This window comes from Niameybacter massiliensis, assembly GCF_001282685.1.
Lineage (GTDB): Bacteria > Bacillota > Clostridia > Lachnospirales > Cellulosilyticaceae > Holtiella > Holtiella tumoricola.
Window position 1 is genome coordinate 1103676 of sequence record NZ_LN875035.1, and the last position, 13527, is coordinate 1117202.

12 protein-coding genes are annotated in these 13527 nt (G+C 31.6%); 1 reads left to right on the top strand and 11 read right to left on the bottom strand.

What is annotated here, in order from left to right; translation table 11 throughout:
* Positions 1-18 precede the first annotated feature (18 nt).
* From BN2390_RS10855 to BN2390_RS10870, 4 genes are all read right to left on the bottom strand, one after another.
* Positions 19-249 (bottom strand): hypothetical protein, encoded by a 231-nt coding sequence (locus BN2390_RS10855; protein ID WP_053984371.1) that lies wholly within the window; start codon positions 247-249, stop codon positions 19-21.
* Between the two features lie 540 nt (positions 250-789).
* Positions 790-1017, bottom strand: coding sequence for a hypothetical protein (locus BN2390_RS10860; protein ID WP_053984372.1), 228 nt, complete (start codon positions 1015-1017; stop codon positions 790-792).
* Positions 1018-1218: 201 nt separating this feature from the next.
* Positions 1219-2127 (bottom strand): phosphoenolpyruvate carboxykinase (ATP), encoded by a 909-nt coding sequence (locus BN2390_RS10865; RefSeq protein ID WP_053984373.1) that lies wholly within the window; start codon positions 2125-2127, stop codon positions 1219-1221.
* 183 nt (positions 2128-2310) lie between these two features.
* On the bottom strand, positions 2311-2550 hold the full coding sequence (locus tag BN2390_RS10870) for a hypothetical protein (protein WP_053984374.1): 240 nt from the start codon (positions 2548-2550) through the stop codon (positions 2311-2313).
* A gap of 341 nt (positions 2551-2891) precedes the next feature.
* On the opposite strand from BN2390_RS10870, the gene BN2390_RS10875 reads away from it, so the two are divergent.
* A complete protein-coding gene (locus BN2390_RS10875; protein ID WP_053984375.1) occupies positions 2892-3230 on the top strand; it encodes a collagen-like triple helix repeat-containing protein in 339 nt (112 codons plus the stop codon).
* A gap of 213 nt (positions 3231-3443) precedes the next feature.
* Here the strand turns inward: BN2390_RS10875 and BN2390_RS10880 are convergent, their stop codons facing one another.
* The 7 genes from BN2390_RS10880 to BN2390_RS10910 all read right to left on the bottom strand — a co-directional run bounded on the left by BN2390_RS10880 (position 3444) and on the right by BN2390_RS10910 (position 13526).
* Positions 3444-5858, bottom strand: a complete 2415-nt coding sequence (locus tag BN2390_RS10880; RefSeq protein ID WP_053984376.1) for a right-handed parallel beta-helix repeat-containing protein — start codon at positions 5856-5858, stop codon at positions 3444-3446.
* 197 nt (positions 5859-6055) lie between these two features.
* A complete protein-coding gene (locus BN2390_RS10885; protein WP_242847664.1) occupies positions 6056-7117 on the bottom strand; it encodes a glycosyltransferase family 2 protein in 1062 nt (353 codons plus the stop codon).
* 314 nt (positions 7118-7431) lie between these two features.
* Positions 7432-8991: an oligosaccharide flippase family protein gene (locus BN2390_RS10890; protein ID WP_053984378.1), complete on the bottom strand. Its 1560-nt coding sequence runs from the start codon at positions 8989-8991 to the stop codon at positions 7432-7434.
* Positions 8969-10141 carry a glycosyltransferase gene (locus BN2390_RS10895; RefSeq protein WP_053984379.1) on the bottom strand — a complete coding sequence of 391 codons (1173 nt, stop codon included), beginning with the start codon at positions 10139-10141 and terminating at the stop codon, positions 8969-8971. Before BN2390_RS10895 ends, BN2390_RS10890 begins: the two co-directional genes overlap by 23 nt.
* Complete coding sequence (locus BN2390_RS10900; protein WP_053984380.1) at positions 10142-11266, bottom strand: glycosyltransferase; 1125 nt, start codon at positions 11264-11266, stop codon at positions 10142-10144. It lies immediately after the preceding gene.
* A gap of 12 nt (positions 11267-11278) precedes the next feature.
* Complete coding sequence (locus BN2390_RS10905; protein WP_053984381.1) at positions 11279-12469, bottom strand: glycosyltransferase; 1191 nt, start codon at positions 12467-12469, stop codon at positions 11279-11281.
* Between the two features lie 88 nt (positions 12470-12557).
* On the bottom strand, positions 12558-13526 hold the full coding sequence (locus tag BN2390_RS10910; protein WP_053984382.1) for a glycosyltransferase family 2 protein: 969 nt from the start codon (positions 13524-13526) through the stop codon (positions 12558-12560).
* Position 13527: the final 1 nt, after the last annotated feature.

The following is a 13527-nucleotide window of genomic DNA, read 5'->3' on the forward strand; positions in this document are numbered from 1 at the left end:
TTATGCACTTCTTAATACTTAAGATAGATTCGCTTCTTCCCATCCTAACCCTGCATTTGTTGCACAGCAACTACACCCTTGATGTGGCTGACGTTTTGCACCATGGTTATGAGGCGTACCATGCCCACCTAATGCTGTATTTTGGCACCAGCAGTTAGCAGGTGTATCCCCATTACCATGACCCTTCCCTCCAAAAGTTTGTTGCACTTGCAGACTTCTTACTTTAGGCACTTCCCATTGTTTTTGCATATATATCCTCCTTATAATTCATATAATTCGGCACAGTTAACTTACTGCAAATAAATCTGAACAGCAGCAGGTATGCCCTTCACAATGATTGCTATTAGGTACATGATCATCAAACCACTTAGAGTCACTATGACCTAACCCTGGGTGATTGCCTCTGCTTCTCCTTAAGCAAGTATAATAATGTATCATTCTAATATATTTATTTGTATACTTAATAATTCAAATATAGATTCTAAAAAATTATCCCTAGCACACCTACTATAAAATTCTTTTTTTATAGTGTGAAATACTATTAAGATAGTTTCCTCTCTTCATCTACACCATTTTTACAAATCATTTTATTGGTGTATCATTTAACCTGACTTCTTATAACTCTGATCGATTCTATTATATATAATTAAACTTAACAACCTGTATTTATAAATAGACACATGAATTGTACCTTTAAAACGTTACCTTATTTATTAATATATTGACTAAGAGCTGCTAGAATAGTAACTTATAGTCATTACTATTCTAGCAGCTCTTACTTATCATTTCTTATGAAAATGTAGGAATTGGGTCTCCATCACCCTCACCTGCAATAGGTGGTACTGGTCTTCTAGCACAAGTTAATTCATGCTCATTTCTAGCATTTTTAGTCCAAAAGCGCTCACAGCAATATTTGCACGCATAGAAAATTTTAGCATTTGCATTTAAATCTTCATCCTCATGTGTACTTTGTACACCTAACCCCATAACTTGAGGTATTTTCCATTCTTTTTTCATAATTTATTCCTCCCTATTATTTAACCTATGTACCTTGATATCTCTGGTCTCTATATTCCAAAAATACACGGTGAACACGACATAACTAGCTTACCACTTTTATCCCAACATCCACAATTATACATATCTATACACATCTACTTATTATTTATATATATATCTTATACACTGTATATGGGTTCATCAATCGTCGATTAATTTTTAAGACGCATCCATTATTTCTTCTATACACCTAATCTGTTCTTCCACAGTAAATCCCACTCTAGGTCTTTTAATCTTATAAAATTGCACATGCTTGGCAATCTCTACACATTGCTTAAAATACTCAGGTGCTAGCCCTAGTGAAGGTAAGAATTCTGCGCGGTATACATTTTTCATAATGTATTGAAGCTTCTCTTGCCCTTTGATCATTTCTATTCCTACTTGTTCTACATCACTTGGAACAACTTCACATATAGCTTGTAGTGGTGTATCTACCTCTTGAAAATCTTCAAAAGCAGGTACAATATATTTCACTTTATTATCTCCTTCAAATGAAGTATATGCCATCTTATCATAACCTAGTTTGTTCATTGTATCCTCACAAAGCTTCTGATAAGGAAATCCACACTGTACCAATAATGTATCCTTTAAAGTTGTAGCTGCCACATCATCAGTCAAAAACTTATATCCCTTTTGCCTCAAAGCCGTCGTAAGTGTAGACTTGCCTGCACCTCTATCTCCTGTAATGACAATCGCCTTATCTCTCATGACAACCGTACCACCATGAATGGCAACCTTCTTACGCTGAATCATAATAAATCCTAAACAGCTACACATTAAAAATATTTTTAACAGTTGCTTATCACACCCCTTACAAGGCTCATAAGAAATATGATTTCCCTTAGTAATACGGTATGTTGCAACATTTGGAATATTGAACCATATATCTTGTGGTGACATATAGCTTTTACGTCCATGGTGAATAGCATGTTTAATATTAGCACTCATTATCCTACGACGAATATATACTTTGTCAGTACTCTTTTCTTCAGATTCATCCATAAGGAATTCTGGAATTTCTATCTCTGATTCTATTGTTAACCCATATACCTTGTATGTATAACGCATATTACACCTCTTTTATCTTAAATTATAAATTGTTTAGTATATATTAACACGTATTAATGAGCATATATATTATATAGTTATATAACTATATTTTTTTAGATTATATTACACATATTACTAAAAAAGTTAAGTGAATAACCCTATGGGCATTCACTTAACTTTTTTAGTATTTATTATCAAAGATTAAGAATAAAAATAATGAATATGTTCTTGATTACCTTGCAAAGTACACCCATACTTCTCAAAGTGAGTATCATACCCTTCTGCTGAATTAAATATTCTATTACAAGTGATGCATTTTACTCTTGTCCAATCGCCTGCCGCACCACCTGGTGGAGTAGCATTAAATAGTTGGATGTCATTATCAAATGTATTACTAAGTGCTAATACTAATACTCGTGGTTGATTCCATGCTTGCTTCATTCTTTCTCCCCCCTCTCCATTGACTTCTGAGCTAAGCTACACTTATATTTTACTAAATTGCTATATTGTGTCAATTATATAGTTCTATACAAATCCTTGTATTTAAACAAATAAATGTTACAAAATGGTTCTTCACCAAAAACTGTATTTGCTAGAAAATAGAGATTGCTAATTATCAGCAATACCGCTTTACTAATGCTTCTGTTGAAGAAAGAAATAACAAAATCAAAGTATGTATAAATGTAAGTATTATTATAATATTTTTCATTTTCCTCACCATTTGTACTAGCTTTTTCATATTATATAATAAACGACAATTTAAGTGTAAGGAGGAGTTATGCATGGCATTTCTTGATTTATTCGGTTTAAAAAATTATTTCTATACCAAAGAAGAGATAGACACTAAACTCTCATCAATTGAGTCTGGTGCTCAAGGCCCTCAAGGAGTTAAAGGTGACACTGGCGCTCAAGGTGCTCAAGGCCCTCAAGGGGTTAAAGGCGATACTGGAACATTTGATGCAACTACACAGTTTGATGCTCTCACTACTGATGCAAAAACAATCATTGCAGCTATTAACGAACTTCAAGCTAAAATACCTTCAATTTGGATTGGCACCCAAGCTGAGTATGATGCATTAGCAACAAAAGATGAAAATACCTTATACTTCATTAAATCTTAATACTGCTTATTGTATTCACATTACTCTTTATCACACAAATACCTAGATTTTATATCTTGTTACTTTGCTAAAAACTTATCATTACTTTGACAATACTGTTTATTTTATAATCTACATCATTTTCCAATTACACCCTAGTCTCTGAAATAAATCCCCTGTAAGTTTTAGCTTACTCATTGCTTACGCTAAAACTTACAGGGGATCATTACGTTCTTATCTTATAATATCTACACTTGTGTTATCTACATATTTAACATCTATTATCTGCGCTTCTCCATCAATTATATTATCTTTTAATGTAATCATATATGCTCCACTCGTTATATCCGTACCAGTAATTACGTTTCCTGTAGCTTGTAGAATAACATTATTTTCTAACGTTAATTCTGCTCCATCTAATCCATTCTTTGAACAATTTATAGTATAATACTTCATTGGATTTGTGTTATTAATTTTTGAATCCACAATCGTTATAGGAGTGGTTGTTCTTAGATTGATAAATTCCTTTGTTGTTACATCTATATCACAATTTTTCACTAAAATGTTGTTTTCCTTATTACTATAATTATCTAAATATAAGGTCATATCTTTCATTTTACACTTATCAAAAAGTGCATACATAGCACCTTGTGCTTTCATCCAACAGTTATCAAATTCACATCTAATAAACTTCTTTATAGCACTTCCATGCAATTTTAAATTAAGTGCATTTATAAACTGACATTCTATATAGCTACTCCCTGTACTTAAATAAGTTGCAAAATTAATAAATTTGCATCTTAAAAATTCAATATAACGGGGTGTTCCTATACACTCATACGTTCCACTAAATTCAAAAGTACTATCAACTATTCTAATACCACCTGTATCCGGTATATAATTACTACGAACATAAGGTACATTTTCAATAAATATTTCATTCTTTAAAATAAAACGACTACTCTCATTTGAAAGTGCTAAGTTAGCAGTTACTAAATGTGTATTATTATATATGCGTGTATAACCTGACCTTTTAATTGTCTCATATCTCAATGTGCTTGTATTTGTTAATCTATTATTTCGTACAACATAACTTCTAGATCTTTCCCAAGCATATATGCCAATAGCCTCATTATCTTCTATAATTAAATTATGACCTGCGCAAATCAAGAAATAATTATATGGATTTTTTTTAAAAATATTTCTTCTGAAGGTTAAATCTTGCATGAGATCCCAACCATCTTCTGCATCAAATGCACACTTCCCTAATGTATATCCACAATTTTCAAAAGTGCATCCTTCTACTAATAGATTAACAAAAGATGTTGGTGCCATTCCTACCGCCCTTATATTATTATGTTCTATATTTTTAAATGTACAATTAAGAGGTGTATTCAATGCAAATATCTGTATTTTTGAATCAGGTTCATTTGCTGAAAATAGTGTAATTCTCACATATTCTGCAAGTTTTGGTACATATAATCTTCTATATGCATATCCTTCAATCGTATCTAAATAATTTTTATTAGTATCATAAAAGGTTGCTTTGTATACCCAGTTATCTGTTACATTTCCTTGATAGCCTAGATATGCACCAATTTGAAAATATCCTTTTTCTTTATAATTATATTTATTAGATGCTAATGTAAGGAAGTTTTTAGAAGAATAACGTTCACTAGACTCCATCCATACACCTTCTTGAATATCACCTAAAGCAAAATCAAAACCCACTTCATTGCCTACTACGTTAGATCTTCCAAATAGGGTACAGGTTCCATATCCTGTTATATCTTTTACAACTAAATCTTCAAAAGAATTATATTTTCCTCCATTAATTGTAACCCCATGAACACCTTCTGATTGACCAGGTGCATTATTAAAGTCATGTTCACTCCATTCTCCTTCAATAATGCCATTTACTACGTGACAATTATAACAATCTTGCAGTTTCACTATCATCGCTGACTCTAAAGCATTAGGATTTAATTTAAAAGTTGCACCATTCATATCTAGAATAAAATTTTTCAACTGCTCTAGTAATACAGGTGTATTTTCAGATATTCTGTACCTTCCTTCTGGAATGATAATCTTTTTATAATTCATTTCGATGGCATGTTGAATTAAACTATTTATCCCTTCTGTGGTAGCTTTTGGTTCTGTATCATCCTTTTTAATTCCAAAGTTATCTAAATCTAATTCTGTCACTATATAGGTTAAACTTTCTTTTTCCATCTCTACTTGTTGTGTATCTATTATCATAATCTCATTAAATAACCTATGTGACTTACACCCATACCTATCTACAACTTGGAAAGCTAGTAAATGTTCTCCTAACTCTATCTTACCAAGGTCTACAGTATTATCTCCAGCTTTTATTCCTGATATCTCATACTTCTTCTCATCAATCCAGTACAATAGCCTAAAGGTTTCACTATAATTATTTTCTCGATATTCCTGTTGTAAGTAATCTGTTACATAGTAATTAATGATAACATTTTCACTACTATCAACTATTGGCTGTATATAATAATTCGCGATATAGGGGACTTCATTAATATTTATTTTCTTCTCTATACTACCACTTAACAGCTGTTCACCTAGGTAAATTTTCTGAATTAAATTAGGACCATAGTATACCTCTACGCTCACATTACTACCTCCTCCATATTATTGTTACTTCCACCCTTACCTACTCTCTTCTTATCTGTTACCTCCCTCTTATCCTTAAACTTTCAGCTACTATAGCATATGCTTATGCCTGTAATAAAAGTGCTTACTCTAGACAAACTTGTATAAAAAATAGGAGCAGTTGTTAGAACCTTGATTCTTAACAACTACTTCTATTTTTAAAGGTGTATATAGGTAGCAAGCTTAATAACTTTTTGTCGCTTGCAAAATTTCTGATTCCCTTCTTCTCCAATTCTAAATAAATACTCAACATTATTGTTTTCAATAGCATCCAGATACTCTGTATCAAAATATCTTCTCGCACCTTCATTGTTTATAGATTCTCTTATATTAGAATCATCAATATACTGTCTTATCATATCCTGAATTGCCATCCTATCGTGTTCTCCTCTAAAACAATTTTGGAGACATGTCTTAAACGTATTTAATAGCATGATACTTATACCATTCATTCTCTTTTGCTCTGTATCTTTATAATAGCTTTCGATAACCTCTTTCTGTATCTCATAGCACCTAACTGTGTCACTAAACAGATAAGGCATATATCTCGAAGTAAATCCGCCACTTCGATAATAATAAACACACTTAGGAAGTATACTCACTGTTTTAGCATTTAAAAAAATACCCATATTATAGAATAAATCTTCTCCTAAAAATTTTATTCCGTCAAGATATGTATGACTATGCTTTAGAAGAGATTTTTTATATAACTTTGCACACAATGAGGAAGGAAAAGGATGTCCATGTAGATAAGCACTTGTCAGATATGTATTTATATCTTCATTTCTATATATCTTCCTCTCTTTAAAATAAGCACTTGTGTTTGCTTGTTTAATCATTGCTGTGTTGCTTAAAACTTTGTATTGATTCGCTACTACTACATCTGCATTACTTATAACTGCTTCATCATAGAGTAGCTTTATTGCATTTTTATTAATCCAATCATCTGCATCTACATGCATAATGTATTTTGCTCTTGCAGTGTCAACACCCCTCTGACGGGTTAGTATACTTCCTTCATTCATTTTATCTATTACTCGTATACGCCTATCTTTTTTTTCATATTCCCTACAAATCTCTAAACTTGTATCTTTAGAACCATCATTTACTAATATAAGCTCGAATTCTTCAAAACTTTGTTTTAGAATGGATTTAATACATTTTTTTAAATACTTCTCAGCATTATAAATAGGTACAATTACACTTACTTTGCACATCATTGGCTCCTTTTTCACTATTCTTTAATTTCTTCTAAATAGGATTGTATTATTTGAGGACGCTCCGTAGCAAATTCTCTAAGTTTTTCATCTTTTTCTTATACATTGTAAGGTTTTAATTTTTGTTTATAAATTATACTTTATTCATATGACATATAAGATACATACTATAACAAAGGTTACGAAAATAAGAAGTTGATAATTTAATTTATACATAGTATTTAAAGGAGATTTTAAAAAACATATGTATTGACTATAAATTCATTGAATATATACTATATCACCCTATATTACAACCATTAAACATCCCTTCTCTTTTAGCTCATTACCTTATCTTGCGTGTATTTTACAACTTTATTTTGTAAAGCTTTAAATTGTATCTTAGCTACATTCATTAAATATTGAAATTCCCTAGTTCTAAAGAATACTAGCATATAAATTACATTTATTACAATTACACAGATCATTCCTCTTACGACTAAAGATATAAAACTCTCACCTCTTGTAAATATTCTACATAAACCTGTTGTTATCCATCCAGTCCCAAGCATAATAAGTGTATACACTGCATATTTTATAAAAAATTTACGTACTGGAATGTCAAAAAGCTCTCTATATAAGATTCTAGCCTGATTCCAAAATGGTACTGCCAATGTACTTATAGTTGTTCCAATAAAAACACCTACTAGTCCAAAATATTTAATCAAAACTAAAGATGCTCCTAAATTTATTACACCCTCAACTGCAGGTGCATACTTGTCTTGTACAAAAAGACCTGCTTTACTCTTAAAAGTACCAATTACGCTTCGAATTCCACTTAAATAAAAATTGATGAGTATTATAAAAAATGTTATTTTGTCTAAAAGAAATCCTTCTCCAATCCACCAATTTATAAAGGGTTCTAATAAATTAAATAGAAATATACATGCAAATGAATATATCCAAAAGCTAATTAAATATGTAGTTTTAAATACGTCATACACTTTTCTATTATCTTCTGTCGCTATTAGATTTCCAACTCCAGCTCCAATCCCCCCTACAATAGGTCCAAGTAGTGCACTTAATTGACTAATAACCATTGTGTAATTAGAATAAAATCCAACTATCTTAACCCCAATAAAAGTAGAAATCAGAATATTATCTGTACTACACACTAGATAACCACCTATGTTATGGAAGAACATTGCTTTGACATTCTTATTAATATTCTCTTTAGTATCTTGATCAATCTTATGCCTGCCCTTGTTTCTTATATATGGATAGCGTTTATGAACAACATAAGTATTCACCATATTTTGTACGATAAATATTACCAATTCTATAAATAAGAATCCCAAGTAATTGTGCGTGACTTTTAATATAAAAATCTTAGCAATGGTAGTGATTATTTGAAATATCATATTATTTCTGGCAAGTAAATATCCTTTTTGGTCAGCATTAATCAATGCCCATTTATAAGCATTTAGATAAGAAACTATATTCTTAGTAACAAAAATCGCATAAACTATTACCATTTCCGGTATTACTGTATCCGTTTTCATAAACTTTCCCAAAAGTGGATATAGAATTATGCTCATACCTAGCATGATAATTGTCAAAATCCCATAGGCTTTTTTATAAAGATGTACTAATGCAGTTATTTTTCCCCTATCATTTTCTGCTAATGGTTTGTATAAGTTATAAACAATGCTAATACCTATACCACTTTCAATGAGTACCATCATTGATAATACATTTGTCAATAAACCATTTATCCCCAAATATTCTGCACCTAAATTATCAATAAATACTTTCCTCGATACAAATCCTAAAATAATAATAATAACTTGCGAAATTAAACTCATAGATATGTTTTTAACTGCATTTTGTGTTCTCATTCATTCTCCCCGCATCCCTTCTTAAATTATCACTTAATCGTATTCGTTCCTCTGGATGCTCAATTACATATCGCACCGCCTCATACAATGCTTCTTCAGTTCCTTTAATGATCATCCCTGTCTGTCCATTTTTTATCTGCTCCTTAGCCCCCGTAAAATTCGTAGTAATAATAGGTTTATTGAGACATCTTGCCTCTGCCAATGTTAGACAGTATCCTTCATGTCTTGATGTTTGTACATATATATCTGCTTGATTCATATATGGATAAGGATTAGTCTTACTTCCGAGCAATAGAAAATCTTCTTCTAAATGATAGGCTTTTATAATCTGTTCATATTCCGCTTTTGCATTGCCATCACCAATGCAATACCATCTTACAGAATATCCTTCCTCTTTAAGACGCTTTAGAGCATTTATTGCCAAATCTTGTCCTTTTTCTTTTGCCAGTCTCCCAACTGTCAAAAGCTTTATGCCTTTATATGTTGGATCTAGCTGAATTTCTTCACTTGCCAATTTATGTACCAATTTATCAGATACTATATTCGGAAAAGTTTCCACTTTTTTTTCATCTATACGATACAGATTCAGTAATTTATCTTTAGCTTCATTAGACACAACAAATACTTTATTAAATTCCTTAAACAGCTGCTCATATAACTTTTGATTTGGACTTACTTGCCCTAAATCAAAATGAATCCATTGGACTTTAATTGGTGCCTCAACTTTATTTAATATATAGCAATCAATAAGCTCGGTTGGCCCTGGATATGCAATAGCTATATCAAAAGCCTGTGGATAGTGGGGAATACTTTTTAATAACTGCTTATGAAAAATCATGCGATTATTCGATAACTTTGTTTTATAATAACTCCATATAAATTCTACACATGGTATAATTTCTTTTTTTTCTAAGTATTTCTTTACTGTCTTATTAGGCGCCTCCATTAATATCGATTTAACTTGTGAAAACCACTGTACTTCTTCTACCTTAACCCACTTCGGCATAAGGTCAAGAAATCCCCCTTTTTTCTCAAGCATCAACACTGTTACGTCATACTCCGTTGGAGAAATTGTATCTAACAATGAAAGTAGCGATTTCTCAACTCCACCAATATTCATGCTACTTACCATAAATAATACTTTCTTCATCTAGTTCACTTCCTTGCCTAAAGCTAATCTAGTATCTAACATCTCTTTTACTCCTTTATAGATAGCAGTAGCATTACAGTTAACTACACATCCATGCTTAACATTTTGTATCTGTTCCTTTGCCCCTGTAAAATTAGTCGTGATAATAGGCTTCTCAAATACCTTTGCTTCTGCTAATGTAATACAGTATCCCTCATGTCTTGAAGCTTGCACATAAATATCACAAGCTTTCATATATGGATAGGGATTTTGTTTTGCACCTAAGAGAATGAAGTCAAACTCGATACCATACAGATGAATACGTTCTTCACAAATCTCTCTATAGTTGCCCTCACCTATACAATACCATCTAAATTTGTATCCTTCATCTCTTAACAACTTACATGCTTCAATACAAAGGTCCTGGCCTTTTTCCTCCGATAATCTTCCAACTGTTAAGATACGTATTCCGTCAAAATCATCTTCAAAAGCTTGTGTTTCTTCTGCTTGTTGTAAAATACGTTTTCGGGCTATCTTATTGTAAAATGTCGTTGTCTTATCTGCTAGACAAGGCATTTGGGTAATTAATTTCTCTTTTCCTTCTTCTGATACAACAAATATTCTAGAAAAAAAAGGATAATATTTCTTAGCAAAGTTCATATTAAAACCTATCTTGCTAATATCAAAATGAATCCACTGAATCTTAATTGTTGCCTGCACTTTTTTGACTATAAAATATGTAATAAAATCCATAGGTCCTGCAAATGCAACCGCAACATCATAGTAAGTATCTAATGATGGTGTATTTCTTAATACGTATCTAAAAAAGCTGCTTTGATTTCTAGTTATCTTTGACCATAAGTATAATCCTAGCATAACAATGCTCTCTTTATATCTTTTGTTGATTACTAACTGCATGGTTGTTTGTAAAAGAGGCCTATTTAATAATACTTTTATATCTCCATAGTTTCTTAAGTACTGTATATGTACACCCTCAGGAATATCATTCAAGAATCCACCATACTTTTCAAGCATGAGTAATGTAATATCATATTTATCTTGTGGCATTTCTTCTAATAAATTTAGAAGTGCCTTCTCCGTTCCTCCAATATTCATATTTATAAGCATAAACAGTACCCTCGTCATCTTACAATCCCCTTAACCAATAAGTTTATAAAACTTTTGCAATTCTTCCGCATTCCCCTTCTTCTCCTGTTTTAGATATGCCACAATATGTTCATAGAGCTGTTGATTATTGATAAGTTGTATGATGCCCTTATATACACTCTCATCATTCATATCTACAACCAGTCCATTTTGTCCCTCTATCATTTGGCTATATACTGCATCAAATCTCGTTGTCACAACAGGTTTATTCAACATTCTTGCCTCTGCAATAGCAATACCAAATCCCTCAAATCTCGATGTCTGAACATAAATATCACATGCTTTAAAATATGGATATGGATTTGCCTTTACACCAAGTAGTTTAAAGTAATCTTCTAACTTATGCTCGATAATATATGTTTCAATTTCATCTTGTAATGGACCTTTACCAAGTGCATACCATCTAAATTTAACCCCTTGTTCTTTTAATCTTTCACATGCTCTAAGAGCAATATCATAGCCTTTTTGATTTGCCAAACGTCCAACTGTTAAGATTCGTATTCCATCAAAATTATCATTAAAGCCCTCTTCTAACTCTGCCATCTCACTGATTAACTTTGCATCATTAATATCATAAATTACCTCTACCTTGTCACCGTAGTTAGGAAAGGTTTCCAGTAAAATAGTTTGTGTGGATTCTGATACAGCAACGATCTTATCATATTGATCATAAAACTTTTCTTGAAACTTTCTATCTTCTTCGTTAAGCCGATAGCTTACATTTACCCATGCATATTTATTCGTCGCATTAATCTTATCTGCAACATAAAAGGTTGGTACACCTTGTGCATAGGCAATAGCAACATCATAATGTTTTCTATTTTCTTCAATTGTGTTGCCTGCTGCTTCCCAAAATACACGTGCCTTCTGTGCATTACTTAAATTTTCTTTTCTGATCTTTCTAGAGTATTTAACACGTGCTCTTATTTCATTTATTTGTAATTTACTTAAAGATTGAATAATAGCCTGTTTAATACTCAAATTAGCAAACTGTGTGTACTCTAAAGGGGGTAATAGATTTACCGCCTTTGGTAAAATTTTTTCAAGTGCTCCTCCATACCCTAATAATTGGAGGTCTACATCAAATTTTGTGTAGTCTATTAAAGATAACAATGTTGTTAGACTTTTTTCTGCACCTGCACAGTGTAGCGAATCTATTGTAAATAGTACTTTTTGTTTCATTTACATGCCCCCCCTTTGATCTATACTCAAATATCTCTTGATATAAGCCTCTTAATATATTTTATTGTTTACTACGTTATTTATAAATTCACTTTATACTTATAACCCTGTCGTAGTATTTTGGATTTAACCCAAATAGGAGTAATGCCATCTTATACTTTGTACTCATTAATGGGTTTATCAGTATCCCCCCTACATATCTTCTATAATCCTTAACAACCTTATCTATATAGATAGGTGCATCCTTAACTTCATCTTTTAATAATATATAATTTCTTAGTATTGCATCAGCATAAAGCTGCTGTGTATAATACATTAATTCTTTTATTCCTTCTTGCTTTGCAAAATCCATCCTATGTTTCAAAGCAACTAATTTATCCAACTGCCTTACACTATAGACCGTATGTAAAATACTATCCTCCCGTTGATAATAGCAATATAAAGGTGATGCTATATAGACAACGGAAGTTGCCGCACGAAATATTTTATGTGCAATATCCATATCTTCGAAAATCATACCTTCTGTGTATCTTATTTCTTTAAATAGTCGTCTACTATATAATTTATTCACAGCTAGGTTCCATAAAAAGGGTTCTTTATGTAATTCTAATAAGACTTGTCTACTGGTGAACACCTCTTGATTGCTATATGGTATAACTCTATTTATCTCCTCTCTCATCTTTTCATATACTCTCTTAAAGTTGCATACTGCTATTTCCACCTTATGTTTTTTAATGGCATTATACAATTGTTCATACATATCTTTCTCGATATAATCATCACTATCTACAAATCCAATGTACTCGCCACTAGCTATATCTAATCCAGTATTTCTAGCACTCGACAAGCCACCATTTTCTTTATGTATTACTTTAATTCTTGAATCCATTTCAGCATACTGATCACAAATTTCACCACACCCATCTGGTGACCCATCATCAGCTAAAATGATTTCTAAATTTTTATAGGTCTGATCTAATATAGAGGTAATACATTTTTCTATGTAATCTTCCACCTTATATATTGGTACAATAATACTAATTAAAGGCTCTATCATT